This is a genomic window from Cellulomonas sp. B6, from assembly GCF_001462455.1.
Taxonomy (GTDB): domain Bacteria; phylum Actinomycetota; class Actinomycetes; order Actinomycetales; family Cellulomonadaceae; genus Cellulomonas.
The window spans coordinates 15,260-42,045 of the sequence record NZ_LNTD01000043.1 but is presented as its reverse complement, the minus strand read 5'-3'; the positions used below and the strand labels follow the sequence as shown (position 1 = coordinate 42,045).

Genomic DNA, 26,786 nt, shown 5'->3' with positions numbered 1-26,786 from the left:
TGCTGAGCGCACCGCTGCCCCCGCCCGACGACGCGGTGGTCGAGCTCGACGACCTGGTCGGGGTGCTCGAGCACCCCGTCAAGGCGTTCCTGCGGCGGCGGCTCGGGGTGCGGGTCCCGGGCGAGGTCGAGGAGCTCGACGACCGGTTGCCGCTCACGCTGGGCCCGCTGGACGAGTGGGCGGCCGGCGACCGTCTGCTGGGTGCCGCGCTCGACGGCGTCGACCTGGCGCGGGCCGCCGCGGCCGAGCGACGGCGCGGACGCGTGCCCCCGGGGCGGCTGGGCGGCGCGGTGCTGCAGGACGTCGCGACACGCGCGGCGGTGGTCGCGGAGGCTGCGACGCCGCTGCTCGGCGCGCCCGCGAGCGCGGTGGACGTGACGGTGCCGCTGCCGGGAGGTCGCACGCTGACCGGGACCGTGCCGGGGGTGCGCGGCGACGTGCTGGTGCGCGCGGTGTACTCGCGGCTGGGGGCCAAGCACCGCCTGCGGGCCTGGCTGCACCTCGTGGCGCTGGCCGCGTCGCCCGGCGCCCCCGCGGTGCGGGGTGCCGCGACCGTCGGACGCGGGCCGGGCAGCCGTCCCGCGGCGGCGACGTCGTGGCTGCGGGCGCCGGACCCCGCGACCGCGCGGCGCGTCCTGACCGACCTCGTGGCGCTGCGCGACCGTGCCCTGTGCGCCCCCCTGCCGCTGCCGGTGGCCGCGGGTGGCACGTACGCGCAGCGCCGGCACGGGCACGACGACCCGGCGGGCGCGCTGGCCGACGCCGAGCACACGCTGCGCGCGCGGTTCGAGCACACCGACGAGCACCACGTCCTCGCGTGGGGCGAGGGGTTCACGCTGCTGCAGGTCGCGGGCGACCCGACGCCTGCGGACCGGGCCGCGTGGCCGGACGAGCCGACGCTGCTGGGCGCCCTGGCCCGTGCCGCGTGGGACGCGCTGCTCGAGCACGAGGGGCAGGTGCCGTGGTGAGCGCGCCCGTGTTCGACGTGTGCGGGCCGCTGCCCACGGGGACGACCGTGCTGGAGGCGAGCGCGGGGACCGGCAAGACGTTCACGATCGCCGCGCTCGCCACGCGGTACGTCGCCGAGGGCCACGCGCGGCTGCCCGAGCTGCTGCTCGTGACGTTCGGGCGCATGGCGACGGGCGAGCTGCGCGAGCGTGTGCGCGCGCGGCTGGTGCAGACCGAGCGCGCGCTGCGCGAACCCGGGGCACGGTCGAGCACGGACCCGGTCGTGCGGCACCTCGCGGCGGTCGACGACGCCGAGCTGCACCGGCGCCGCGCGCGGCTCACCGTCGCGCTGTCCGAGGTGGACGCCGCGACCATCACCACCACGCACGGGTTCTGCCAGCAGATGCTGCGCGCGCTCGGCACGACCACGGGCGGCGGCGTCGTCGAGCCCGGCGCGACGCTGCTGCCGGACGTCGCGGACCTCGAGGCCGAGGTCGTCGACGACCTGTACCTCGCGGCGTACGCGGGGACCGACGCGCCCGTGCTCGACGTCGCCGACGCGCGGGCCGTCGCCCGCGCCGCCGTGAGCGACCACGCCGCGGTGCTGGCCCCCGACGAGACCCCGCCGGGGACGCCGCCCGACCACCGCGTGCGGCTCGCGCGCGCGGTGCGCCGCGAGATGGTGCGGCGCCGCCGGGCCGCGCACGTCGTGGACTACGACGACCTGCTGACGCTGCTGCACGCCGCGCTGACCGACCCGACGACGGGCGCGCTGGCCGCCGAGCGCGTGCGGACGCCGTTCCGGGTCGTCATGGTCGACGAGTTCCAGGACACCGACCAGGTGCAGTGGCAGATCCTGCGCACCGCGTTCCACGGGCACCGCACGCTCGTGCTGGTGGGCGACCCCAAGCAGGCGATCTACGCGTTCCGCGGCGCGGACGTGCACACCTACCTGGAGGCGCGCGACGTCGCGACGACCGCGACGCTGGGTCGCAGCTGGCGCACCGACGCCCCGGTGCTCACCGGTCTGGGACACCTGCTGGGCGGTGCGGCGCTGGGCCACCCGAGCATCGTCGTGCACCCCGTCGAGGCCGAGCACCCGGACCACGGGCTCGTCGGCGGTGCGCCGGTCGTGCTGCGCCGCGTGACCCGGCGCGCGGTGGGCGCGGTCGGTGCGGTGCCGCCCGTCGCGGCGGTGCGCGCGCTGGTGGCGCGGGACGTCGCGATGCAGACCGTCCGCACCCTGACGACGGCCCGCCTGCGCGACGGCGACGGCTGGCGCACCGTGCTGCCGGGCGACGTCGCGGTGCTGGCCCGGCGCAACGCCGACGCGCTCGCGGTGCGTGACGCGCTCGCCGCCGTGGGGGTCCCCGCGGTGGTGTCGGGCCTGTCGAGCGTGTTCTCGACGCCCGCGGCCCGCGACTGGCTGGTGCTGCTGAGCGCGCTCGCGGCCACCGGCGACCCGGCCCGGGTGGCGGCCGCCGCGCTCACGCCGTTCGTCGGGTGGGACGGTGACGCGCTGGCCGCCGCCGACGACGCGGCGCGCGAGGACCTCGCCGACCTGCTGCGGGGCTGGTCGCAGGTGCTCGCGGGCCAGGGCGTGGCCGCGCTGCTCGACGCCACGGCCACCGCGGGGCTGCACGAGCGGCTGGCCGCGCGCGTCGACGGCGAGCGCACGTTGACCGATGCACGGCACGTCGGCGAGGTGCTGCACGCTGCGGCGCGCGAGCACGGGCTCGGCGCGGCGGCCCTCACCGAGTGGCTGCGCGCCCGGATCGAGGAGGCGGGCGGCGACTACGCCGAGGAGCGCAGCCGGCGCCTCGAGACGGACGCGGCGGCCGTCCAGGTGGTGACGGTGCACGCCGCGAAGGGTCTGGAGTTCCCGGTCGTGATGGTGCCGTACGCGTGGGACCGGTGGGTCGACACGACGCCGTCGGTGCTGCGGTACCACGACGACGACGGCACGCGACGGCTGCACGTGGGCGGGCGCGGCAGCCCCGGGTACGACGACGCACGGGCGCGGGACCGTGACGAGCAGGCCGGCGAGGAGCTGCGCCTCGCGTACGTCGCGCTCACGCGGGCCGCGCACCAGGTGGTCGTGTGGTGGGCCCCCAGCAAGAACTCGGCGACGGGCGCGTTGTCGTGCCTGCTGCTGGGTGCGCGCGACGCCGCGGGGCGCCCGCCGGCCGCGGTGCCGGTGCCGCGCGACGACCAGGCGGCGGTCGCGGTCGACGCGCTGGCGACCCGGTCGGGCGGCACGGTCGTGCACGAGGTCGTCGACGGACCGCCGCCGGTCGTGCGGTGGGCGCCGGAGCCGACCGAGCCCGCGCCGCTGGGGGTCGCCGCGTGGCGGCGGACGGTCGACGCGGCGTGGCGGCGCACGTCGTACTCGGGGATCACGGCCGCCGCGCACGACGCCGGTCCGCGCACGACCGGTGCGGGCGTCACGGACGAGCCCGAGGACCCGGGCGTGCAGGACGAGGCCGACGGCCCGGTCGCCCCGGACCCGCCCGCGCAGGCCGACCTCGCGCAGACCGACGCCGCGCTGCGCGCCGTGCCCTCGCCGCTGGCCCACCTGCCGGGCGGCACGGCGTTCGGCACGCTCGTGCACCACGTGCTGGAGCACGTCGACACCGGCGCTCCCGACCTGGCCGCCGAGGTGCGGGCCCGCTGCGCCGAGGCTGCGGGTGCCGGTACGGCGCTCGGCCTCGAGCCCGACGCGCTGGCGGCCGCGCTGCTGCCGTCGCTGCGCACGCCCTGCGGCCCCCTGCTGGGCGGGCGCGCGCTCGTGGACGTCGCACCGGGCGACCGGCTCGCGGAGCTCGACCTGGAGCTGCCGCTCGCGGGCGGCGACCTGGCCGCGCGGCGTGCCGCGACGCTCGACGACGTCGCGCACCTGCTGCGCACGCACCTGGCGGACGACGACCCGTACCGCGCGTACGCCGACCGGCTCGCGGCGCTGCACGCCGACGAGCGCACGCGGCCCGGCGCGCTGCGCGGGTACCTCACGGGCAGCATCGACGCGGTGCTGCGCGCCGAGGTGGACGGCACCACCCGGTACGTCGTCGTCGACTACAAGACGAACCGGCTCGCGCCGCCCGACGAGCCGCTGACCGCGTGGCACTACCGCCCGGCCGCGCTGCACGCCGCGATGCTCGACGCGCACTACCCGCTGCAGGCCCTGCTGTACCAGGTGGGGCTGCACCGGTTCCTGCGGTGGCGGCTGCCCGGGTACGACCCCGAGCGGCACCTCGGCGGTGCGGCGTACCTGTTCGTGCGCGGCATGGCGGGGCCGGGCACGCCCGTGGTGGACGGGTCGCCGTGCGGCGTGGCGTCGTGGCGTCCGCCCGCGGCGCTGGTCGTCGCGGCGACCGTGGCGCGCGGGCCCGCTGCTCGCGACGTTCGCCGCGGCGGGCGTGCTGACGTCGGCCGACGCGCGCGTCGCGGAGCGGCTCGGCGCGCTGACCGGCGAGGACGACGCGACGGTGCTGCTCGCCGCGGCCCTCGCGGTCCGCGCGGTGCGGGCGGGGTCGGTGTGCGTCGACCTCGCCGACGCGCCGTCGCTCGTGGCCGAAGGCTCGCCCGACGCACCCGACGTGCCGCCGCCCGACGTGCCGCTGCCGTGGCCCGCGCACGACGCCTGGACGTCCGCGGTGCGGCGCAGCCCGCTGGTCGCCGACGGCCCCGGCGGGCCCGCGGACCGGCCGGTGCGCTGGGTCGACGGCCGCGTCTACCTCGACCGGTACTGGCGTGACGAGCAGGTCGTGCGCCGCGAGGTGGACGCCCGACTGGACGGCGTGCTGCCCGTCGACGACGCCGCGCTGCGGGCCGCGGTGCACGCGCGGTTCCCCGGCGCCGGCGACGCGCGCCAGCGGGTCGCCGCCGCGACGGCGGCGCTGTCCCGGCTCACGGTGCTCACCGGCGGTCCCGGCACGGGCAAGACGACGACGGTCGCGCGCCTGGTCGCGGTGCTGCGCGACGTGCACGGGCCGGGGCTGCGGGTGGCGCTCGCGGCTCCGACGGGCCGTGCGGCGGCGCGGCTGCAGGAGGCCGTGACGGCCGAGCTGGACCGGCTCGCGCGCGAGGACGGGGTGCGCGGCGGTGCGAAGGTCGACGAGGTCGTGCAGCGGGACGGCGGCGCGCAGCGGGACGACGTCGCCGCGACGGCGCGGCTCACCGCCTCGACCGTGCACCGCCTGCTGGGCTGGCGGCCGTCGAGCACGCGGTTCGCGCATGACCGCACGCACCGCCTCCCGCACGACCTGGTCGTGGTCGACGAGGCGTCGATGGTGTCGCTGCCGCTGCTGGCGCGCGTGCTCGACGCGCTGCGCCCCGACGCGCGGCTCGTGCTCGTGGGCGATCCCGACCAGCTCGCGTCGGTCGAGGTCGGCGCGGTCCTGGGCGACCTCGTGGCGCGTCCGGTGCCGGCCGGGGCGCTGCCCGCACGGCTCGCGACGCTCCTGCCGGACGATGCCCCGGCCGCACCGCCACCGGGTGGGTCGGCCGGGTCGCCGCACTCCGCTGACGCCTCGACCGACGACGCGCGCGACGCGGCGGCGCTGCACGCGGGCGTCGTGCGGCTCGTCGTGCCGCACCGGTTCGGCCACGACCTCGGCGTGCTGGCCGACGCGGTGCGCCGCGGCGACGCGGACGCGGCGCTCGCGCTGCTGCGCACGCCCGGCGCGCACTGGTCGCTGGTCGAGCCCGAGGGCGACGTGCCGACCGACGCCGAGGTCGCGGCCGTGCGCGACGCCGTCGCGACCACGGGGGTGCGCGTCGTCACGGCCGCGCGGGCCGGGGACGCGGCGGGCGCGCTCGCGGCGCTGGGCGAGCACCGCCTGCTGCTCGCGCACCGGCGCGGGCCCGCGGGCGTCGCGCGCTGGGCGGCGCTCGCGCAGCGGTGGGTCGAGGACGCGACTCACGACCCCGCCCCGGGCGCGTGGCCCGCGGGGCGGCCGCTGCTCGTCACGACCAACGACCGCACGACGGGCCTGTCGAACGGCGACACGGGCGTCGTGGTGGCCGACGGCGCCGGCGGTGTGGTCGCGGCGTTCGGCGACCCGACCGCGCCCCGGCTGGTGCGCCCGCACCGGCTGCCCGCGGTCGAGACCGTGCACGCCATGACGGTGCACCGCGCGCAGGGCAGCCAGTTCACGTCGGTCACGGTGGTGCTGCCACCCGCGTCGTCGCCGCTGCTGACCCGCGAGCTGCTCTACACCGCGATCACGCGCGCGCGGGAGCACGTCCGGGTCGTCGGGTCGGGCGACGCCGTGCGCGCGGCCGTCGAACGTCCCGTGCGCCGCGCGAGCGGGCTGCGGTTCGACCGCTGACGCGCGTCGGCTGCGGGGACGCCCGGCCGGTCGTGCGAGGACGTCGTCCGGGGCCCCCGGTCAGCCGAGGATCGAGCGCGTCACCGCGACCTGCTCGGTGAGCACCGCGCCGATGACCTGCTGCGTGCCGTTGATCTCCTCGACGATGCTGCGGATCCCCGCGAGCGCGGTGACGGTCGCGGCGACCTGGCGCTGGATCTCGGCGACCCGGCTGCCGACCTCGGTGGTCGCGCGCGCCGTCTGGTCGGCGAGCTCCTTGACCTCGTTGGCGACGACCGCGAACCCGCGTCCGGCGTCGCCCGCGCGCGCGGCCTCGATGGACGCGTTGAGCGCGAGCAGGTTGGTCTGCGCCGCGACCGTGCCGATGGTCCGCACGACCTGCCCGATCTCCTCGCTCGACCGGCCGAGCCCGGCGACGTCGTCGTCCGCGGCCTGCACGAGGCGCTGCCCCTCGCCCGCGACCGTGGTCGCGGCCAGGACGTTGCGCTCGACCTCCTCGATCGACGCGACGAGCTCGCGCCCCGCGGTCTGGAGCTGCTCGGCCGCGGTGAAGCGCGTGAGCGCCTGGCCGATGAGGTAGGCGGTGTCCTGCAGCGCGGCCCGCCGGCTGGGCGTGAGGTCGATCCGCTCGAGGACGAAGAAGTCCATGGTGCCGAGCACCTGGCCGTCGACCACTATCGGCAGGCACACGCCGGACTGCACGCCGGCGGCGCGCGCGACGGGCGCGCGGACGCAGTCGGTGACCTCGGCGAGGTCGGGCACGAACACGAGGTCGCGGGACCGCCAGGCGCGCCCCGCGAGCCCGACGCCCTCGGCGAACGTGGCCTCGCGCGTGACGCGCCGGAACTCGGCCCCCGCGTCGCCGGACTCCTGCACGAACCGCAGCACGCGGTCCTTCTCGTCGACGGCCCAGTACGAGCCGTAGGCCCAGCCGAAGCCGGTGCGGATCGTGTCGAGCGCGCCCGCGAGCGCGTCCTGGGCGGTGGAGGCGCCGGAGACGGCGTGCAGCACGGCGGTGCTGGCGTTCGTGTCGGCCTCGGCCTCGGCCTGCCGGCGCGCCACGACGACGCGCTCGAGCGCCTGCGACGCGACGACCGCGACGGCCTCGAGGACGGCGCGCCGCTCGGCGGTGAGCTCGAGCACCTCGGTCGAGAAGAAGTCCATGGTGCCGATGACCTCGCCCTCGGCGAGCAGCGGCACGCACACGGCCGACCGGACGCCCGCGGCCCGCGCGACGGGTGCGCGCACGCAGTCGGTCAGCTCGGCCAGGTCGTCGACGGCGACGAGCCGACGTTCGCGCCATGCGCGCCCCGCGAGCCCGACGCCCTCGGGGAAGGTCGCGGTGCGCGTGACGCGGCGGAACTCCTCCCCGGCGTCGCCCGACTCGGCGACGAACCGCAGCGCGCTCACCTCGGCGTCGACGGTCCACGCCGACGCGTACGCCCAGCCGAGCTGCTCGCGCACCACGGTGACGGCGGCGGTGAGGCCCGTGGTCACGTCGCGGACGCCCGCGAGCGCGTCGACGAGCCGGGTGATGGCCCGGACGTCGGCGCGGGCGGCGTCGACCTCGGCGGCGAGGCGGGCGGTGTGCGATCGGGTGGCGGAGCGGATCATGGCGAGTCCTTCAGGCGTCGGCCAGGGCTGGGCGACGCCGTGCTGAGGCGACCCGCGCGCGCCCGGTCGGGTGCTCGTGCGCGCTGGCTGCGGGTGCGCCACGGGTGGGGCGCCCGGTCAGGATGCGCTGTGCACACCAGCACGGCCCGACCACGCACGTCCCGGGCCGGAGGTTCCACCGCTCGGCCGAACGCCGCGACGCGCACGACCGGGCGAACCACCGCAAGCCGGCCCCGCCGCATACGGACGGATCACACGGGTCACGCGGGACGAGACGTCTCAGGTCAGGGGGTGAGAGCGACGCGGTGGCCGCTCAGCGGGCGAGGTCTGGCGGAGCCGCGCGGCGGTGCGCCGTCACGCCCGGCCGCGGTCGACGTCCGCGCGGAGCCGGGCGAGGGACTCGGCGGCCATCGCGTCGCCGAGGTCCGCGCCGATCCGGTACTGCTCCAGCGCCCCGCCGACGTCCCCGAGCTCCTCGAGCACCACGCCGAGGTTCTGGTGGCCGAAGCTGTCGCCCGTCGCGATGTCCTGCTCGAAGGCCCGTGCCGCGGCCTCCGGCTCACCGGCGTCGTGAAGCAGGTTGCCGAGCCGCAGGAAGAGGTCGGTGAACCCCCGCTCGGCACCGTCCTCCAGCACGTCGATCGCCTCTCGCCGCCGGCCGTCTGCGGCGAGCAGGCGTGCGAGCGCGTCGCACGCCGCTGACGACCGTTCGACCTCCGCGCGCAGCCGAGGCTCGAGCGACGCGTCGCCCGTCGCCTCCCACTCCCAGGCCGCCGCGAGCCCGGCGGCCGTCGGCTCGCCGAGCGACGACGCCTCGCGCAGTCGCCCGAGCGCGGCGGACAGGTCGCCGGCGTCCCGCAGCAGGTGAGCCAGCGTGACCGCCGCGTCGGCGTCGCCCGAGGCCACCGCGACCGTCAACGCGTCGTGCGCGCCGTCGAGGTCGCCGACCTCGGCCAGGACGTAGCCGAGCGGGTGCCAGGCCGCCGTCGAGCCCTGCGCCGCGGCAGCCCGGAGCTCAGCGACGGCCTCGTCCCAGCGCTCGCGGTCCACGAGCAGCAGACCGAGGTTGAGCAGGGCATCGGTCTCACCCCCCGCGATCGCCTCCCGGTACGCGGCCTCCGCGTCGTCGAGCAGGTCGAGCCGTCTCAGGGTGTTGCCGAGGTCGAACCACGCGACCGCGCTCCCCCGGTCCGCGGCGGCCCGGAAGCAGATCGCCGCGGCCTGGAGCCGGTCGGTGTCGAACAGCTCGACACCCCTGTCCAGGAGCGCGTCGACATCGGGTGCCCTGCCGACCTCCCGCGTCCGCTCCGGTTGGTCGGGCGCCGGTTCGGGGACTGCTGCTGCCATCGGCGCGCCTCTCATCGTGACCGTCGCCCCGTGGTCACGCGTTCCGGTGCCCTCGGGACCTGGCGACTTTAGCCCTCGTCGAGCCACGGCCGGGCGAGCTCGTCGCCCCGCAGCGCGGCCTCCCGGACGTACTCGCGGCCCTCGTCCTCGCGTCCTGTCCGGATCAGGAGGACCCCCAAGTTGAGGGCCGCGTGCGGCTCTCCCGCGTCGTAGGACGCTTGGAGGGCGGAGAGCGCCGCGTCGTCGTCCCCGCGCTCCTCGTACAGGTTCGACAACGGGATGAGCACGTCGACGGCGCCGGCGTCACGGTGGCTCTCCAGGAGTCGCACCGCGTCGTCAGGCGTGAGCGCGCGGTCGTGCTTCACGAGCTCGACCGCCGCCTCGGCGTCGTCCGCGGCGGCCCGGCGCAGGACGTCGAGCGCCTCGGCGTCGTGGCCGAGCGCACGGAGCACGCGCGCGCGTCGCATGTCCGCACCGGGACGCCATCGGCCCGGGCGTACCAGCGGGCGGCGTCGTCCAGGACTCCTCGTGCCTCCAGCTCCTGCGCGTACATGAACGCACCCTTGGGGTCGCCGGCGCGCGCGGACTCCCCCAGGAGCGCGACGCCCTCGTCCGTCCGCCCCGAGTCGAGCACGACGTACGCCAGGTTGAGCCACGCGTCCCGGACACCACGGGCGGCCGCCATCCGGTAGAGCACCTCGCGCGCCTGCTCCACACCGACGTCACCGAGGTCGACCGCCGCGTTGAACAGACCATCCGGCGAGCCTGCGAGGATCTCCTCGACCGACGCCGTGAAGGAGGCCACGCTCTCGGACGGCGCCGCACCGGCGGCGACGTCGCCCGCCTCGGTCACCTCCCGGCCTCCACGCCCACTACTCCCACTCCTCGACGAGCTCACGCCTCAGCAGCTCGACGTGCACCGTCAGCGCACCGAGCAGCTCTTCCCGGTTGGGCGCCGCGGAGGTGCGGTAGCTCCAGGTCGTCTCGCCCTCGCTGCGCACCTTCGCCAGAACGAAGGCGAACTCCCACTGCTCACCGTCGCCGAGCGGGTGGATCTCCAGACCCGGCATGGCCTGGTCGATCGGTACCCGGCCGCGCACGGCGTCCCGGCCGTCGGCATCCTCTGCGCGCACATCGCCTGCCACAGCCTCGCCACCTCTGCTGTCGACACGCCCCGAACTCGACGACGTGTTCCGCACCTGATCGACCGGGGTCACCCCGTCGGCGCGCCGACGCCACGCTGCGTCCGGCCGGCACCGCGAGGCTAGCGCGCACCGGGTGACGATCGCCGTGCGTCTCCGCTCCGCGCGCGCCGGCACGATCGCGTCCGCACCTCGGCGCACCGCACGAGCAGCGACCGGGGCTGCGGGTCCGGGAGTCGCAGGATCGGCGGGTCGAGCCTCGTTCCCACCCGAGCACCGTCGCCCAGTCAGGACCGCGGCCCCTCTCGATCGCTCGTCTCCGACCCGTCCCTCGTGCCACGCCAAGAGGCCACATGCCGTCTCCAGCGCTGCCAGAGAGACGGCTGCTCCTCGAGTTCCTCCCACCTCGCGGACGACAGCGCCGGAACCAGCTGTCGAATCACTTCCGGCGAGATCGTGGTGCCGACCGTCTCACCGTCGTACACCACCAGCAGCGGGTCGCCGGGAACGGACATGCCCATCTCGACGTCAGCGGAGTACGGGGCACATGTGACAAAGAGCCGCACCGCACGCGCATCGGCCGAGTCGATCAGCACCCCCGAGGGCCCCTTCTTACCCGACAAATTCTCGATTTCTGCGCGCACAGAGTCAACATCCGGCGCCGCTGGCATACTTCTGCAAGAATTCTCTCTTCGTCATCGGTTTACCGTTAACCAGATGTTCATCACCAAGGTTGCGGAGAACCTCGATATCCCTTTTCTCGAGCACACCCCCATAATCTACATCGTCCGCCCACACATTAAAGCCCATCGGCTCGTCAGCGCGAGGCCCCGGCCCCGCTGACGTGTCCCATAGTTGCGGGTCGAGCTTGACGCCGTCGCGAGAATTTCCCTTGTACCCCTTCGCGCGCCACCAGTGTGCCTCATCCGGATCGTAGTCATCTCCAGAGAATGGCGCCACGGTCGCTGCCGCCACTAACACCTCGGAGCAGACTGGCAGAAGCACGACCAGGCCATCACCCTCCATCCGGACAGCTACCGGGTCGACAAGCGGCTGCGACGGCAACCCGCAACCTGCAACGAGGAGCGCGATCACGACAGATAGGAGAGCCGCAGACCTGCGCATGAGTTCAACACCCTTCCTCCCGCCTTGCTCCGCCAGTCCGGCCAGCACACGATCTGCTGTTCCGGATCATTGTTTTGCTCGCGTCTTTCGACACGCCGCGCTCATCCTTGCAAGGATTCTAGTGGTCTTGCTCATTCTGCCGGCAGATCGAGGCCCCGACCACCGCCGCCGCGAGCTCCCCCGCCGTTGCTCCGCGCAGATCTTTTACACTCCGCGCACCTCGTCACTTGAGTTCATCCAGCACGTTATCCCGAACCCCGGAAGATCTGGCCCTTCAAATCTCTCGACGGGCTACCCGATGAGTCAGGTCGAGATCCGGCTCAACAAACGGCTCACGAGATTGTATCGATGAAGTCAGAGATCAAGTATAGGGCGTCGAGACGCCACCTTTCCGTGACGTCGTTTAATGTATGAATCAACGAGTCTACGTTCGCACACTCCCCCTCACGTACCTCAAGAACGAAGTCAAGAGGGAGGCCCTCCCCCTCCATCGTCGCTTCGAAACCTCCTGAATCGATTCTTGACGCAATGTCGACCTCAATGTCGTCAAGCGCGTCCCCTACTCGTATCAACTCTTCCTCCGAGAGGCTCCACAGAACTCGCAACACGGCCTCACTAAGGTGTGCTTCTGGATGGGGAACTGCTCTCACGTTAATATTTCCGTTCGCGTCGATCCACACATCATCCCCTTACCAGTAATAGTGCCTTGTTGTTGTCTTTCTACTTCCCCTTACCGATTTGTCTACATGCACATGATCCCCACTGGCGCACTCGCCGCGATATCGGCACGTCTGTGGATGATTGTTTGCATAATCTCTTGCAGCTCGAGTCGCCTCTTCCTTGCTCCCGTAAGTTTTCCCGGTGTTCTTTTCTCGCCTACTTCCTTTCGCTGTAGTCCCTTTTGACTTGCTTTCTTATAGACTACCGCCACACCGATCGCAAGGACAGCAACAGTAATCACCGCCAGAGTGGCCCACCCGACGGGGTTCCAGAAGTTGGACCCGCCCAGCGCGAGTGCGGGCAGCAATGGGGCTGCGAACGCGAACGTTCCATCAAGGTCGTAGTCGTTGACGGGGTCCGTCGGGTACACGTACGCGTTGTCGACACCACCCTCGACCGGGTCCACCGACAAGAACCGACCCAGCCCCGGCACGAACACCCGCGCACCCATCTCCACAGCCGCGAGCTCACCGGCGTGCTCGTACAACCGCTGATGCTGACCCACCCACCCCCAGTCCGCCTCACCAGGAACGTTGTCCACCACAGCGTCGTCCGCCACACCCGTCCCGATCAACCCCGAGACCGGATCGACGGGCTGACCGAACGGGTCGAACCACACCAACCCACCCGACCGCACACCCCCGCCGTCGGCAGCGACCACCACGTCACCGTGCACGTTCGGGTACGACCACACCGCGGGCCCCGCCACCGGCAGACTTACCACCACGCCGCCGGGCAGGCTCAACGTCCGCGCCAGCACCGCACCCGCACCGTCCAGCACCAGGTCCGGCGAGTCCCCCGCACCCGTGAACGCGAACCGCGTCACCGACTCCGCACCGCCGACCACCTGGGTGCGCTCCACCACACGACCGGCGGCGTCCCGCCGGTACCTCACCACCGTCCCGTCACCGTCGGTCGACGTCACGTGACGGTCCGCCTGGTCGTACTCGAACTGCTGCCCCGCCAGCGTCGTCGTCGAACCAGCGCCGTCGTAGGTGATGTCCGACCCCGCGACGGATCTTGAGATCGGGCTGGCCCCCTGGGGAGGGTCGGTCACCGTCGTCGACGTCAGACGGTCCGCGTGGTCGAAGCACGACGTCACCGTCGTGACCGCACCGCCATCGAGCACGTCGCGCGACGACGTCCGGTTGCCGTTGAGCCCGGCACGAGGGTTCGCGCCGCACCCGCCCGAGGCCGCGAACTCGTACGACAGGTCGTGCCGCGGGATCACCGCCCGCACCAGGCGCCCGGCGCCGTCGTACCAGTACGACGACGACCCCGACACCGTGCCGTCGGACACCGTCGACGTCAGCACCCGGCCCGACTGCGACCGCACCACCCGGTCCGACACGGCAGGAGAACCGACGAACGACCAGACCAGCTCCGCGAGCGCACCCGCAGCGTCACGCGTCACACGCACGCTCGTCCCGTTGCCCGCCGCACCCTCACCTGAGGGATAGCTGACCCCGACCACGTCGCCGCCCAGCCCGTACTCGGGCACCGCGACGACCTTCCCACCGTCGAGCAGCCGCGTCGCACGCCCGTCCGCGTCGTACTCCACGGCGCTGTCGTAGGCCGTCGAGCCCACCGTCGTACGCGAAGCGCTCGGCCGCCCTGCCGCGTCGTACGACGTCGTCGTGACCACACCCCACACGTCGGTGTACGACACGACCCGTCCCAGCAGGTCGACCTTCGTCGTCGTCGTCCCTGAACCCGGTGCGGCCGTGTCCGAGGTCGCCTGCGTCAACGGGTCACCACCGACCGCGTACGAGGTCGTGACCGTGCGGGCAGGCGTAGGTCCCTCGGCAGGGTACGTCACCGTGGTGACCCGACCGCGGGCGTCGTAGGCCGTGCATGTCCAGTCGGCGTCGCCCGTGACCCTGCTGCCGACCGCGCGCCCGTGGTGGTCGTACACGAGCGACGTGACCACCGCGGTGCCCGTCGCAGGGGTGGGCTCGGTCGTCGTCCGCAGCAGGCCGGCGGGCTTCGCTCCCGCCGGTGCCGAGCACACCGCGGGCTGCGCGTCGCTCGTCCCGTAGTAGCCGTACGTGGTGCCCACCGCGGGCGTGTAGTTTGCTGCGGCGGTCGCCGACGGGAGCCACCGCCCCGTCCGGCGTCCGTAGCCGCCGGACTCCCACCCCGTCGTGGTCGTCAGCGCGAGGCCGGCAGGGTCCTGCGAGCTCGTACCCGCCCGCCCGAGCCACGGCTGGGATCCGTAGCCGTACCTCGTCGACCGCGTGGGAACCTGCGCCGACGCCACCGCAGGGGTACCTGCTGGCACGCTCACCGGCGCGGCGTCGTCCACCGTCGTCAGCGTGACCAGCCCGTAGTCGGGAGCCAGCGCGGTGTCGGGCACCACGCCGGAAGCAACTCCCGGCCCGGCCCAGGACAACGACACCGATCCCGGACCTCCCCGGTTCAGGTAGTCGATGCGGATGCGAGCCGGACCCGCCGCGGCCCGCACCACCCGACCCGACGCGGTCGCCAGGTCCGGCGGGCTCACGACGAGCACGTCGTCGATCCACACCCGAACGTTGTCGTCTGCCCGCGCCGTGAGCGTGTAGGTGCCCGCCTGCGGGAAGGTCAGCAGCCCTGTGAGCCGCGCACCCCAAGGCGCCGCCGTGATCGCCGGGTCCGGCATCCCCTGACCCCAGTCACGCGAGAGCCCGCCGCTCGCCAACCCCAGGCCGAGGGCCTTCGGCGCCCCCGCCAGGGCCCCGCCCGCGTAGTACGCGACCGTGAGACCCCGCATCCCCTCGTCGTAGGCGGTCGACGTGTGTGCCACTGTGCTGCCGCACGTCGCGGTGGGCCGCCGGTCGGCGCCGAAGCACGACTCCGGGGCCGGTCCGTAGGTGTCGGTCGCCCGGTCCCGCACGTCGTAGATCGTGGTGCTCATCCGGCCGGCGGGGTCGGTCTGCGCCAGCAGCAGGTCCTTCGCGGCGTCCCATGCCTGCGTCGACCGGAGGCCGAGCGCGGACGTGTCGGAGGTCTGCCGCCAGGCGGCGTCGAAGGTCACGGTCCGGGCGTGGCCCGGGACACCCGAACGGTCGACGTGCGTCGTCGACCCGTCGGCGTAGGTGAACGTCGTGGTCAGCCGGCCCGCGGCCGTGACTCCGTCCGCCGCGGGGAGCTCGACGCCCGTCACCCGCGACGCCCGCGTCGACGCCCCCGTGCGGTCGTACGCGAGCCGGATCGAACCAGCAGTCGCGCTCGCGCGCGACGGGTCCGCCATGACCCAGTCGGAGATCGTCGGCGTGCGCACGCTGACGATCTCTCCCGACGAGGCGTAGCCGAAGTCGGTGACCTCGCTGCCCGGGTCGACGATGCGAGCGAGCCGCCCACCGGCGTCGTAGTGCAGGAACGTCGACTGCCCGACACCGGACCCCGAGGCCGGAGGGTAGACGATGCGACAGACCATGCCCGTCGGCGCACCCGAGAACCCCGCCGCCACCGGGCACGCTGTGCCGCCGCCCTCGGGCGAGGCGTCACCCCCGTAGAAGAAGCGGACCTGCTTGCCCGACGCACGGTCCGTCACGGCGTCGAGCTGCCCGGTGAACCCACGCCAGGTGACCTTCGGCGTCGCCGGCGACTTCGCGTCCTCGGGTGGAGTCGCCGACTCGAGGCGGCCGTTCGTCCCGAACGCGTAGACCGTGCCGTCCTCGTCCGTGAGGCTGACCTGGCCCGAGGTGGAGAGCGCAAGCACGCCGTACTCCCCCGGCGGGGGCGCGTAGCCGCCGTCCGACCGCCGGGTGTACGTGTGCGCGGTTCCCGTGACGTCGGTCAGCACCACCGCGCTCGCGTCCACCACAGCGGTCGTGTAGGCCGCCGTCTCACCGGCGAGCGCCGACGACGCGGACCACCCCGCCGGCAGCGTCTCGAACGTCGGAGACAGCCACGCCGCCGGGACGACGACACCTCCGGGGTACCCCGGGCCGCGCGCCCACAGCTGGAACGTCGCGATGCCGGCCTCCTCGTAGAAGTCGGCACGGATCGGGGTCGGGCCCGACACGTCGAAGGCCGATCCCCAGTTGACCCCACCGATCTCGTCGGACCACCGGTCGATCACGGTCGTCGGTCCGAGGGCGACGCGTGCGCCGTTGTCCTGGACGACGCCGAGGGTCCAGCTCCCTGCGCTGGGCGGCGTGAAGAAGCCGGTCCAACGCACCGCGAACCGGTCGGCCGGCACCGCCGGCGCCGGCGATCCGAGGCCCCAGCTGAAGTTCACCTGCGGGTCGGTGCGGGTCATCACGGGCTCGCCGGCGAACGTGAACGCCGAACCAGGGCCGTTCATGGCGTAGTAGCGACCCAGGAGACCCTTCGCCCGCGCGGCCTGAGAGTTGTACGAGAAGGTCAGTCCCATCGGTCCGCCGACGGTCTCGACCGTCGGCGACGAGAACCGCAGCCCGACGTTGCCGTTCGCCAGGTTCACCGTCACCGGCCCGACCTGCTCGACCGGCGCCGGGCTCGACTCCCCGAGCCGCCTGTCGACCTTGAACGAGCCGGTCCACGGGATGCGACCCGGCCCCAGGTCGTCCCTGGTCTCGACGGTCCATCCGTAGACCCCGCCGTCGCGCAGGCTGCCCTCGGGCACCTGGTAGGACGTCCCCGACTGCCACCCGGACTGGACCACCGTGCCCGTGACCGCGTCTGCCCCGGTCGCGATGCGCACCTGGTACTGCACGGGCCCGTCTCCGTCGGACGCGACAGCTGGCCATGTGACGGCCGGTGACGTGCTGACGATCGTCTGCGTGCCGCTGCCGGGAAGCGCGTTGCCGTCGAAGGTGACCCGTGAGCGGTCCACCCGCGGCACCGTGTTCGTCGTGAACGACCTGACGGCACCTGCACGCCGCACCGTGGGCACCGAGAACAGGCCGTCGTAGGCGTTGCGCACGTACGCCGTCCAGTAGTACCTGCGTCCTTCCTCGAGCAGTCCGGCAGGAAGCGTCACGGAGTCAGTCGAGACCCAGTCGCTGTCGTAGACGACGTCGACCTCGGGGTTCGGGTTGGTCGAGACGCGGAAGAACCGCGCGATCCCCCCGGAAGCGGCGGGGTCGGCGAACGATGCGCTCAGGGTCGGGGCGACTGCGGCCCTGGCGCCGTCGGCCGGCGCCACGAGGGACGCGGAAGGGAAGTCCACAGTGGTGATGTAGAGGGAGCTGTACAGGCTCTTGTACGTGTAGACGCCGCCACGCTCGTCGCCGGACATGTAGAGGTGATTGCCCACGCTCGCACGGTTGACCCAGTCCGCGAAGGCACCCGAGACGTGATCCGAGTCGAAGTAGCCACCGACGTCGAGGTCTGCGTAGGCGAGGGTGCTGCCCTGGCAGTGGTAGCCGAAGCAGTTGGCCCAGCCCAGCTGCGCGCGGTAGGCGTTCGACGTCCCCGATGCGACCGCCGTGTCGACGAACGTGTCGACGACCTGCTTGCCGAAGAACTGCTCGTAGTCGTAGTGGAACACCGTGCGCCAGTAGGTGTTCCCCCCGTCCCGCGAGTTGCCGATCCGCGTCATCCCGTCGGTGACGACGACCCCGTCGGACCGATAGGCGAAGTGGTTGCCCCCTCCCACACCGACGGTCGGGTCGACCGACACCGGATACACCCGAGCAGGGTCGGTGAGCCAGGTCATGTCGGGCTCGATGGTCAGGAGCCAGCCCGCGCCGTCACGCTCCACCGACATCTCGGCGTTCGTCATCGCCGGCTCCGACCGACCCTCGACGCCTCCCGAGTCGACCATGACCGCCGGCGGGATCGTCATCGCGACCGAACCGTCCGCATCCACGAGGTCGTACGAGCCCGAGCGTCCCTCCCGCAGGGAGAACCCGTCGCCGGACAGTCGCCAGCGGTACCGAGGCTGCACGCGCGGCGGTTCAGCCAGGACCACCGACTCCTTGACCGAGCCGGGGGTCACCTCGTAGACGAGATCGGCACCCGGCAGCACGTCGTCGTAGCGCGCCGTCGAGCCGTCACGCTCCAACGGGACGGACCTGCCTCCGACCAGGGACACCGACACGTCGACGCCGTTACGCGAGAGCCGCAGGAGGTCTTGCGAGGTTCCCCGCGCACCGAATCGCGGTGCGAGCGGGTGACGGTCAGCACGGCCTCCCCCACCATCGGCTGCCACGCGCGTGCGCACGTCGACCCACCGACCGTCAGCGAGCTGGACGTTCGACGGCTCCGGCGTGATCTCCGTCGTCCAGGTTCCGTCGGCGTTGGCGTAGACCGTCTGGTCCTCGGTGCGCTCGACGACGCGAGACCGGGCTCGGTCGAACCCGCCGACAGCACGCGGACGGACCACGTCGGCAGGCGTCGGCTCCGGGAGCGGGACCTCCACCTCGCCAGTCTCGACGTCATCGGACGCCGTGCCGGGCGGCTCCGAGGTGAGCGGAACCAGCGTGTCGGGGTCCGCCGACGCCACCGCGGCAGCGACGCCGGCGCCGGGCGTGCTCGTCACGGTGCTGGCCCCCTGGGCAGGAGCGATGTCGCTGGCCACGAGGCTGGTGACGACGACCGCCGCAACGGCACCGACGCGCACGAGGCTCAGAAGATGCGAGGTCCTGCTCATGACGTCCTTCGCGGGCACGACGACGCACCCCGTCCGCCGGGGCCTGCGTGTCGCCGCTGTCCGGAGCCACCGTGGTGACCGGGCACGAGCCTAGGGAGATCACGGCTGCCGCACAGGCGGTTGGACGTACGGATCGGAGGATGACCCGTTCGGCGCAACGCGCTGCCAGGACCGCGCCGTCCGTTCTACGCGATCGAGATACTGCCGCTGCGGCCTCCGACGTGCGGGAAGGAGCGGAATTCTCAACTACGGTGTCTCGTTGAGAACGGTTCCGGGCAGCGGCAGTGCCCAGGCCACGATCGGGAGGTCCACGGATGATCGGCCAGCGGGTCACCAAGCAGCGCGTCGCGATCGGCGAGCTGCTGGAGGACGTCGAGGAGTTCCGCAGCGCGCAGCAGATCCACCAGCTGCTGCAGCAGCGCGGTCACGAGATCGGCCTGGCCACGGTGTACCGCACGCTCAACGCGATGGCGGAGCAGGGCGCGCTGGAGGTCATGCTGCAGCCCAACGGCGAGCACACGTACCTGCGGTGCGAGCCGCGCAGCGAGCACCACCACCACCTGGTGTGCCGCACGTGCGGGCGCACGGTCGACGTCGCGGCGCCCGAGCTCGAGCAGGTCGTCGAGGCGCTCGCGTCCGCGCACGACTTCACGGACGTCGAGCACTCGATCGACTTCCTCGGCACGTGCCGGGAGTGCGCGGCTGGCTGACCGGACCCGCACCACCGGCACCGACGGACGTCACGCAGCGGCGACGGCCTCCAGCACCGCCCGGAACGCCTCGACGGCGGGCGCCCCGGCCGACGCGTCGCGGCGTGCGGTGAACACCGTGCGGTGCGGGTCGCCGGGCAGCGGCACGAGCCGGCACGTCGTCGTCCGCTCGCGCCACACCAGCCCCGGCAGGATCGCGACCGCGTTGCCGGACTCGACGAGCCGGATCTGCGCCTGCAGGTCGGCGGTCTCGTACCGCACGTCGGGCTCGAACCCGGCCGCGCGGCACGTCTCCTCGGCGAAGTGCCGCGACGCGGTGCCGCGCGGCTCCATGACCCACGGCACGCGCGCGGCGTCCGCGAGGTCACGGACGCGCTCGCGCGTGACGCCGACGGGCGGCAGCGCGAGCCGCAGCGGGTCGGTGACGAGGTCGCGGCGGTCCAGGCCCGGCAGCCACGGCGCGGCGTGCGCGGGGTACTGCTCGGCGACGACGAGGTCGAAGTCGCGCGCCCACGTGTCGTGCAGCGCCTGCGCGGGCTCGCGCTGCACCATCTCGACCCGCACCTGCGGGTGCTCGTCCGCCGCGCGACGCAGCGCCGCGGGCATGAGCGCGAGGGCCGCGGACTGGAACACCGCGACGCGCACGGTGCCGCGCACCTCGGTGAGCGAGGCCGCGAGCGCGGCCTCGGTGCGCTCGACCGTGTCGAGCATGGCCTCGGCGGCGTCGACGAGCACGAGCGCCTGCGGGGTCAGCCGCACGCCCCGGCCGACCTTGCGCAGCAGGGGCACGCCGGCCTCGCGCTCGAGCTGGGTGAGCTGCTGCGAGACGGCGGACGGGCTGTAGCTGAGCGCCTGCGCGGCGGCCGCCAGCGTGCCGCGCACGGCGACCTCGCGCAGGATGACGAGACGACGCAGGTCGAGCACGGCGGCCTCCGGCGGGGACGTGGCCCCGGCGCGGGGACGCACCGGAACCGTTCAGCAGAGGTGACGAGTATCGGTGAGAAGAGGTCGCTTCCCCTGACGACTCACCGCTCCCGATACTGACGCCACACCCCGACCGGGCCCCGGGCGGGGACGACGCACCGGCAGCGAGGACCCGATGACCGACACGGTGACCCACCCCGACGGCGCGGCCGGCCGCGACGCAGCCGCCGACCACGCCGACCGGGTTGTCGCGCTGGTCCGCCGCTGGCTCCGCGGGGCCGCGCAGCACCCGGTCGACCCCGCCGCGGCACACCTCGCGGCGCTGCTGCGTGAGCCTGACGGCCTGGCGTTCGCGGTCGGCTTCGTCGACGGCGTGGTCCGCCCCGAGGACCACCGCGTCGCCGCGCGCCGGCTGCACGAGCTCGCCGCCCGCCCGCCGCGGTTCCTCGCGCCGCACCTGCGCGCGGCCGTCCGGCTCGGCGGCGCGCTCGCCCCGGCGCTCCCCCACGTCGTGGTGCCCGTCGCGCGGCGCGTGCTGCGGCACCTGGTCGGCCACCTCGTGGTCGACGCGACCGACCGGCGCCTGGGCCCGGCGATCGCGCGCCTGCGGGGCGACGGCGCACGCCTCAACGTCAACCTGCTCGGCGAGGCCGTCCTGGGGCGCCGCGAGGCCGAGCGCCGCCTCGCGGGCACGCGGCGGCTGCTGGCGCGCGACGACGTCGACTACGTGTCCGTCAAGGTGTCGTCGGTCGTCGCACCGCACGCGCCGTGGGCGTTCGACGCGGCCGTCGAGGACGTGGTCGCGCACCTGACGCCGCTGTTCGAGCAGGCCGCGTCGGCTCCGACGCCCAAGTTCGTCAACCTCGACATGGAGGAGTACAAGGACCTCGACCTCACGGTCGAGGTGTTCACGCGCCTGCTCGACCGCCCGTCGCTGCGCACGCTCGAGGCGGGGATCGTGCTGCAGGCGTACCTGCCGGACGCGCTGCCGGCCATGCAGCGGCTGCAGGACTGGGCCGCGCGACGCCGCGCCGGGGGCGGTGCCGGCATCAAGGTGCGGCTCGTCAAGGGCGCGAACCTGCCGATGGAGCACGTCGAGGCCGAGGTGCACGGCTGGCCGCTGGCCACGTGGGGCAGCAAGCAGGAGACCGACGCGCACTACAAGCGCGTGCTCGACTGGGCGCTCACGCCCGAGCGGATCGCGAACGTCCGGCTGGGGGTCGCGGGCCACAACCTGTTCGACGTCGCGCACGCGTGGCTGCTCGCGGGCGAGCGCGGCGTGCGGCACGGCGTCGAGGTCGAGATGCTGCTGGGCATGGCGCCCGGCCAGGCCGTGGCCGTGCGCCGCGACGTCGGCGGGCTGCTGCTCTACACCCCGGTGGTCGCACCCCAGGAGTTCGACGTCGCGATCGCGTACCTCGTGCGGCGCCTCGAGGAGGGCGCGTCGAGCGAGAACTTCATGTCCGCGGTGTTCGACCTGGCCGACGACGACGCGCTGTTCGACCGCGAGCGCGCGCGGTTCCTCGCGGCGCTGCGCGACGTCGACGCGCCCGTGCCCGACCGGCACCGGGTCCCCGACCGGCACGCCGCGGTGCCGCCGTCGGCACCCGGCGCGTTCACGAACACGCCCGACACGGACCCCGCGGTGCGCGAGCACCGCGCGTGGGTGCGGGACGTGCTCGCGCGCGTCCCCGGCTCGACGCTCGGTGCCGCGGGGGCCGAGGCGGCACGCGTCGACGACGCCGGCGCGCTCGACGCGCTGGTCCGTGACGCGCGCCGGGCGGGCGAGGCGTGGGGCGCGCGCCCGGCGGCCGAACGCGCGGCCGTGCTGGACCGCGCGGCCGACGCGCTCGAGGCGCACCGCGGGGCGCTGCTCGAGGTCATGGCCGCCGAGGCCGGCAAGACCGTCGACCAGGGCGACCCCGAGGTCTCCGAGGCGGTCGACTTCGCGCACTGGTACGCCGAGCTCGCGCGCGGCCTCGACCACGTCGACGGCGCGACGTTCGTGCCCGCGGCGCTCACGCTGGTCACGCCGCCGTGGAACTTCCCGGTCGCGATCCCGGCGGGGTCGACGCTCGCGGCGCTCGCCGCGGGATCGGCGGTGCTGCTCAAGCCCGCCGGGCCGGCCGAGCGCTGCGGCGCGGTGCTCGCCGAGGCGCTGTGGGACGCGGGCGTCCCGCGCGACGTGCTGCGGCTGGTGCAGGTCGACGAGGACACCCTGGGGCGCGCGCTCGTGGCGCACCCCGCCGTCGACCGCGTGGTGCTCACGGGCGCCTACGAGACCGCCGAGCTGTTCCGCTCGTTCCGCCCCGACCTGCCGCTGCTGGCCGAGACGAGCGGCAAGAACGCGATCGTCGTGACGCCGTCGGCGGACCTCGACCTCGCGGTGCGCGACGTCGTGGCCTCGGCGTTCGGGCACGCGGGGCAGAAGTGCTCGGCGGCGTCGCTCGTGGTGCTGGTGGGCTCGGTCGCGACGTCGCGCCGGTTCCGCTCGCAGCTGCTCGACACGGTGTCGTCGCTGGCCGTCGGGCTGCCGCAGGACGCGCGCACGCAGGTCGGCCCCCTGATCGAGCCGGCCACGGGCAAGCTGCTCACGGGCCTGACGACGCTCGAGCCGGGCCAGGCGTGGGCGCTCGCGCCGCGTCGCCTCGACGACGCGGGGCGGCTGTGGTCCCCGGGCGTCGTGACGGGGGTCGCACGCGGGTCGCGCACGCACCGGACCGAGTACTTCGGGCCCGTGCTGGGCGTCATGACCGCGGCGACGCTCGACGAGGCGATCGACCTCGTGAACGACGTGGACTACGGGCTCACCTCGGGCCTGCACAGCCTGGACCCGGCGGAGATCGGCACGTGGCTCGCGCGCGTGCAGGCGGGCAACCTGTACGTGAACCGCGGCACCACGGGCGCGATCGTGCGGCGCCAGCCGTTCGGCGGGTGGAAGCGTTCGGCCGTCGGGCCGGGCACCAAGGCGGGCGGGCCCAGCTACCTCGCGGGCCTGGGCTCGTGGGCGTCGGCACCCGCCGCGGCGGAGGCGACCTTCACGTCGCCCGCGGTGCGGCGCCTGCTCGCGGCGGCGCGCGCCGAGCTCGCGGCGCCCGACGCCGAGCGCGTCGAGCGGGCCGCGCGCAGCGACGCCGCCGCGTGGGCCGAGCTGTTCGCCGCACGCGACGTGAGCGGGCTGGCGGCCGAGCGCAACGTGCTGCGGCACCTGCCCGTGCCGGCGCCCGTGCTCGTGCGACGGTCCGACGACGCGCCCCTCGCGGACGTCGTGCGCGTCGTGGCCGCCGCCGCGGAGGCCGGTGCGCCGGTCGTGGTGTCGGTGCCCGCGGCCCTGCCGGCGCGGCTCGCGGCCGCGGTCGCGGCGCTCGGCGCCGTGCACGTCGAGGACGACGCCGCGTGGACCGCCCGGGTCGCACGCCTCGACGGCGGTCGCGTCCGCCTGGTCGGCGGTGCGGCGGCGGACGTCGCGGCGGCCACGGGCGGGCGCCCGGACGTCGCGGTGTGGGACCACCCGGTGACCGAGGCGGGGCGCGTCGAGCTGCTGCCGTTCCTGCGCGAGCAGGCCGTGAGCGTCACCGCGCACCGGTTCGGCACGCCGCACCCGCTGACGGACGACGTGCTGCCGGTCGTGCGCTGACGGGCCGCTCCCCGCGGCCCCGGCGGCGTCCCGCGAGGCCTCAGTCGCGGCTGAGCGGCGGGTGCAAGGTCGTGACGTCGCCGCGCCGGTACAGCGCCGCGGGGCGGCCGCGCCCCTCGGCGCGCATGCGGCCGGTGTCGACGAGCAGGCCCGGCACGCCGGTGACCTTGCGGTGGAAGTTGCGCGGGTCGAGCGGCCGGCCCCACACGGCCTCGTAGACGCGCCGCAGCTCGGCGACCGTGAACTCGTCGGCGCAGAACGCGGCGGCGAGCGGGCTGTACTCGAGCTTGGCGCGCGCCCGCTCGACGCCGTCGGCGAGCACGCGCGCGTGGTCGAACGCGAGCGGGCGCGCGAGCGCGTCGTCGACGCGGACCCACGCGGCGCCGGCGGCGTCGCTCCCGGCGCGCGGCTCGGGCAGGTCGGGCGCGAGCGCGAGGTAGGCGACGGACACGACGCGCATGCGCGGGTCCCGGTCGGGGTCGCCGTAGGACGCGAGCTGCTCGAGGTGCCCGGGGACGTCACGCACGCCGGTCTCCTCGGCGAGCTCGCGCGCGGCGGCGGCGTCGAGGCCCTCGTCGGGGTGCACGAAGCCGCCGGGCAGGGCCCACCGGCCGCGCCACGGGTCGGCGCCGCGCTCGACGAGCAGCACGTGCAGCGCGTCGGCGCGCAGCGTGAGGACGACGAGGTCGACGGTCACCGCGAACGGCGGGTAGTCGGCGGGGTCGTAGCGGGTCGGCATGTCGACACCTTATCTCGTCACGTTGACGAGAAACCATTGTGCTGTTTATCGTCAGGTTGACGACAACACGAGGAGGAGACATGGCGACCATCACGCGCTACCCCGGGGTCCGGCACCTGCGCTCGACCCCTACGACCCACGTCCTCCAGCTGCGCCGCGGACGCGTGCGCCGCTCGGGCGTCGGGCTCGCGTTCTGGTTCCGGCCGCTCACCGCGGCGCTCTCGGAGGTCCCCGTCGACGACCGCGAGCTGCCGCTCGTCGCGCACGCCCGCACCGCCGACCTGCAGGACGTGACGGCGCAGGTCACCGTGAGCTACCGCTTCGAGGAGCCCGACCTCGTCGCGCAGCGCCTCGACTTCAGCATCGACCCCGCGACCGGCCGGTGGACCGGCAACCCGCTCGACCAGGTCGGCCGGCTGCTGGGCGAGCTCGCCGCCGGGCACGTCATGGACGCGCTCGCCGGCGCGACCCTGCGCGAGGCCGTCACGTCGGGCGCCGGCCCGCTGGGGCGCCGCGTCACCGCGGCCCTCGTCGCCGACGAGCGCGTCGCCGCGACCGGGCTGCGCGTGCTGGGCGCCCGCGTCGGGTCGGTGCGCGCCGACGCCGACCTCGAGCGCGCGCTGCAGACACCGGCGCGCGAGACCGCGCAGGCCGAGGCCGACCGCTCGACGTACGAGCGGCGCGCGCTGGCCGTCGAGCGCGAGCGTGCCATCGCCGAGAACGAGCTGAGCAACCGCATCGAGCTCGCGAGCCGCGAGCAGCAGCTCGTCGCGCAGGAGGGCACCAACGCCCGGGCGCGCGCCGACGAGGCCGCCGCGGCCGGACTCATCGAGGCCCGCGGCCGCGCCGAGCGCCGCCACCTGCAGGCCACGTCGGACGCCGAGGCCACGCGCCTGCAGGGTGAGGCGGACGGCGCCGCCGAGCGCGCCCGCATGGCCGCGCTGGCCGAGGTGCCGCAGGGCGTGCTGCTCGCGGCCGCGCTGCGCGAGCTCGCGACGCACCTGCCGGAGATCGGGCAGGTCACCGTCACGCCCGACCTGCTCACGGGCGCCCTGGCGGCGCTCACGACCCGGCGGGGCGAGTGACGTGACGCTCGCACCGCGCGCGGTGGTCGTGCACCGCCGCTCGGAGCTCGACGAGCTCGTCGACCGGCACGGCACGCGCGGCCAGGTCGAGTTCTTCCTGCGCACGCGCGGGCGGGACCTGGCCGACGTGCAGGCGCGGCACGACGCGCTCGCCGACGCGCTGCGCACCGTGCGCGCGGCCGTCCCCGCGGACTGGCGGCGCGGGGACGTCGAGCGGGGCGACCTGCACCGGTTCGCGTTCGACCCCGACGACGTGTGCCTCGTCGTGGGGCCCGACGGCCTGGTCGCCAACACCGCGAAGTACCTGCGCGACCAGCCGGTCGTGGGCGTCGACCCCGAGCCGGGGCGCAACGCGGGCGTGCTCGTGCGGCACCGCGCCGACCGGGTCGCGCACGTGCTGGGCGACGTCGTGCGCGGCACGGCCGTCGTCGAGGGGCGTGCGCTCGTGCGCGCGACCCTCGACGACGGCTCGGCGCTCGACGCGCTCAACGACGTCTACGTCGGGCACGTCGGCCACCAGTCGGCGCGCTACCGGCTCGCCGCGCCCGAGGGCGTCGAGCGGCAGTCGTCGTCGGGCGTCGTCGTGACCACCGGCACCGGGGCGACGGGCTGGGCGACGTCGCTCGCGCGCGGCCGCACGGACGCTCCCCCGCTGCCCGGCCCCGGCGACGACGCGCTCGCGTGGTTCGTGCGCGAGGCGTGGCCGTCGCCGGCGACCGGCGCCGACCGCACGGCAGGCCTGCTGGCCGCGCGGCAGGAGCTCGCGCTCGTCGTCGAGTCGGACGCGCTCGTGGTGTTCGGCGACGGGCTCGAGGCCGACCGGCTCACCGCGACGTGGGGCCAGACCGTGCGCGTGGGCGTGTCCGACCGTCGGCTGCGGCTCGTCGCCCCGTGACCGCGCAG

General features: G+C 74.7%; 16 protein-coding genes and 2 pseudogenes. 7 read left to right on the top strand and 11 right to left on the bottom strand.

The window, feature by feature from the left end; genetic code table 11:
- The 3 genes and pseudogenes from ATM99_RS03150 to recD form a co-directional block, all read left to right on the top strand.
- Nucleotides 1-968, top strand: a pseudogene (locus ATM99_RS03150) (exodeoxyribonuclease V subunit gamma); the annotation flags it as partial.
- A pseudogene (locus ATM99_RS03145) lies at nucleotides 881-4,171 on the top strand (UvrD-helicase domain-containing protein); the annotation flags it as partial. The pseudogenes ATM99_RS03150 and ATM99_RS03145, both read left to right, overlap by 88 nt.
- A gap of 34 nt (nucleotides 4,172-4,205) precedes the next feature.
- Nucleotides 4,206-6,278 carry an exodeoxyribonuclease V subunit alpha gene (gene recD, locus ATM99_RS03140; RefSeq protein WP_369797976.1) on the top strand — a complete coding sequence of 691 codons (2,073 nt, stop codon included), beginning with the start codon at nucleotides 4,206-4,208 and terminating at the stop codon, nucleotides 6,276-6,278.
- 60 nt (nucleotides 6,279-6,338) lie between these two features.
- Here recD and ATM99_RS03135 read toward each other — a convergent pair whose 3' ends face one another.
- From ATM99_RS03135 to ATM99_RS03100, 9 genes are all read right to left on the bottom strand, one after another.
- On the bottom strand, nucleotides 6,339-7,892 hold the full coding sequence (locus ATM99_RS03135) for a GAF domain-containing protein (RefSeq protein ID WP_062101481.1): 1,554 nt from the start codon (nucleotides 7,890-7,892) through the stop codon (nucleotides 6,339-6,341).
- Nucleotides 7,893-8,246: 354 nt separating this feature from the next.
- Nucleotides 8,247-9,239: a tetratricopeptide repeat protein gene (locus ATM99_RS03130; protein WP_062101480.1), complete on the bottom strand. Its 993-nt coding sequence runs from the start codon at nucleotides 9,237-9,239 to the stop codon at nucleotides 8,247-8,249.
- 68 nt (nucleotides 9,240-9,307) lie between these two features.
- A complete protein-coding gene (locus ATM99_RS03125; RefSeq protein WP_150118097.1) occupies nucleotides 9,308-9,604 on the bottom strand; it encodes a hypothetical protein in 297 nt (98 codons plus the stop codon).
- Nucleotides 9,601-10,092, bottom strand: coding sequence for a hypothetical protein (locus tag ATM99_RS03120; RefSeq protein WP_062101478.1), 492 nt, complete (start codon nucleotides 10,090-10,092; stop codon nucleotides 9,601-9,603). The genes ATM99_RS03125 and ATM99_RS03120 overlap by 4 nt, the downstream gene beginning before the upstream one ends.
- Nucleotides 10,093-10,111: 19 nt before the next feature.
- Nucleotides 10,112-10,309 carry a hypothetical protein gene (locus tag ATM99_RS03115; protein WP_150118096.1) on the bottom strand — a complete coding sequence of 66 codons (198 nt, stop codon included), beginning with the start codon at nucleotides 10,307-10,309 and terminating at the stop codon, nucleotides 10,112-10,114.
- 359 nt (nucleotides 10,310-10,668) lie between these two features.
- On the bottom strand, nucleotides 10,669-11,025 hold the full coding sequence (locus ATM99_RS03110) for a hypothetical protein (RefSeq protein ID WP_150118095.1): 357 nt from the start codon (nucleotides 11,023-11,025) through the stop codon (nucleotides 10,669-10,671).
- A 4-nt stretch (nucleotides 11,026-11,029) separates the two neighbouring features.
- Complete coding sequence (locus tag ATM99_RS18800; RefSeq protein ID WP_150118094.1) at nucleotides 11,030-11,476, bottom strand: hypothetical protein; 447 nt, start codon at nucleotides 11,474-11,476, stop codon at nucleotides 11,030-11,032.
- 362 nt (nucleotides 11,477-11,838) lie between these two features.
- Nucleotides 11,839-12,186 (bottom strand): hypothetical protein, encoded by a 348-nt coding sequence (locus tag ATM99_RS03105; RefSeq protein WP_150118093.1) that lies wholly within the window; start codon nucleotides 12,184-12,186, stop codon nucleotides 11,839-11,841.
- A gap of 62 nt (nucleotides 12,187-12,248) precedes the next feature.
- A complete protein-coding gene (locus tag ATM99_RS03100; protein ID WP_190278759.1) occupies nucleotides 12,249-18,200 on the bottom strand; it encodes a PA14 domain-containing protein in 5,952 nt (1,983 codons plus the stop codon).
- A gap of 902 nt (nucleotides 18,201-19,102) precedes the next feature.
- On the opposite strand from ATM99_RS03100, the gene ATM99_RS03095 reads away from it, so the two are divergent.
- On the top strand, nucleotides 19,103-19,498 hold the full coding sequence (locus ATM99_RS03095; RefSeq protein ID WP_062101473.1) for a Fur family transcriptional regulator: 396 nt from the start codon (nucleotides 19,103-19,105) through the stop codon (nucleotides 19,496-19,498).
- Between the two features lie 30 nt (nucleotides 19,499-19,528).
- On the opposite strand, the gene ATM99_RS03090 is transcribed toward ATM99_RS03095, so the two are convergent.
- Nucleotides 19,529-20,422, bottom strand: a complete 894-nt coding sequence (locus tag ATM99_RS03090; RefSeq protein WP_062101472.1) for a LysR family transcriptional regulator — start codon at nucleotides 20,420-20,422, stop codon at nucleotides 19,529-19,531.
- Nucleotides 20,423-20,597: 175 nt separating this feature from the next.
- Here ATM99_RS03090 and ATM99_RS03085 point away from each other — a divergent pair, with 175 nt between their 5' ends.
- Nucleotides 20,598-24,059 carry a bifunctional proline dehydrogenase/L-glutamate gamma-semialdehyde dehydrogenase gene (locus ATM99_RS03085; protein ID WP_062101471.1) on the top strand — a complete coding sequence of 1,154 codons (3,462 nt, stop codon included), beginning with the start codon at nucleotides 20,598-20,600 and terminating at the stop codon, nucleotides 24,057-24,059.
- A 40-nt stretch (nucleotides 24,060-24,099) separates the two neighbouring features.
- Here ATM99_RS03085 and ATM99_RS03080 read toward each other — a convergent pair whose 3' ends face one another.
- On the bottom strand, nucleotides 24,100-24,798 hold the full coding sequence (locus ATM99_RS03080; protein WP_062101470.1) for an NUDIX domain-containing protein: 699 nt from the start codon (nucleotides 24,796-24,798) through the stop codon (nucleotides 24,100-24,102).
- An 80-nt stretch (nucleotides 24,799-24,878) separates the two neighbouring features.
- Between ATM99_RS03080 and ATM99_RS03075 the strand changes: the two genes are divergently transcribed.
- Nucleotides 24,879-25,883, top strand: a complete 1,005-nt coding sequence (locus tag ATM99_RS03075) for an SPFH domain-containing protein (protein ID WP_062101469.1) — start codon at nucleotides 24,879-24,881, stop codon at nucleotides 25,881-25,883.
- Between the two features lies 1 nt (nucleotide 25,884).
- Nucleotides 25,885-26,778: an inorganic polyphosphate kinase gene (locus ATM99_RS03070; protein WP_046528833.1), complete on the top strand. Its 894-nt coding sequence runs from the start codon at nucleotides 25,885-25,887 to the stop codon at nucleotides 26,776-26,778.
- Nucleotides 26,779-26,786: the final 8 nt, after the last annotated feature.

Bases quoted from the DNA above. Each gene is read 5' to 3' on its own strand.
- ATM99_RS03080 (WP_062101470.1), bottom strand. From the start codon at position 24,798: ATGCCGACCCGCTACGACCCCGCCGACTACCCGCCGTTCGCGGTGACC.
- ATM99_RS03135 (WP_062101481.1), bottom strand. From the start codon at position 7,892: ATGATCCGCTCCGCCACCCGATCGCACACCGCCCGCCTCGCCGCCGAG.
- ATM99_RS03075 (WP_062101469.1), top strand. From the start codon at position 24,879: ATGGCGACCATCACGCGCTACCCCGGGGTCCGGCACCTGCGCTCGACC.
- ATM99_RS03130 (WP_062101480.1), bottom strand. From the start codon at position 9,239: ATGGCAGCAGCAGTCCCCGAACCGGCGCCCGACCAACCGGAGCGGACG.
- ATM99_RS03095 (WP_062101473.1), top strand. From the start codon at position 19,103: ATGATCGGCCAGCGGGTCACCAAGCAGCGCGTCGCGATCGGCGAGCTG.
- ATM99_RS03115 (WP_150118096.1), bottom strand. From the start codon at position 10,309: ATGCCGGGTCTGGAGATCCACCCGCTCGGCGACGGTGAGCAGTGGGAG.
- ATM99_RS03085 (WP_062101471.1), top strand. From the start codon at position 20,598: ATGACCGACACGGTGACCCACCCCGACGGCGCGGCCGGCCGCGACGCA.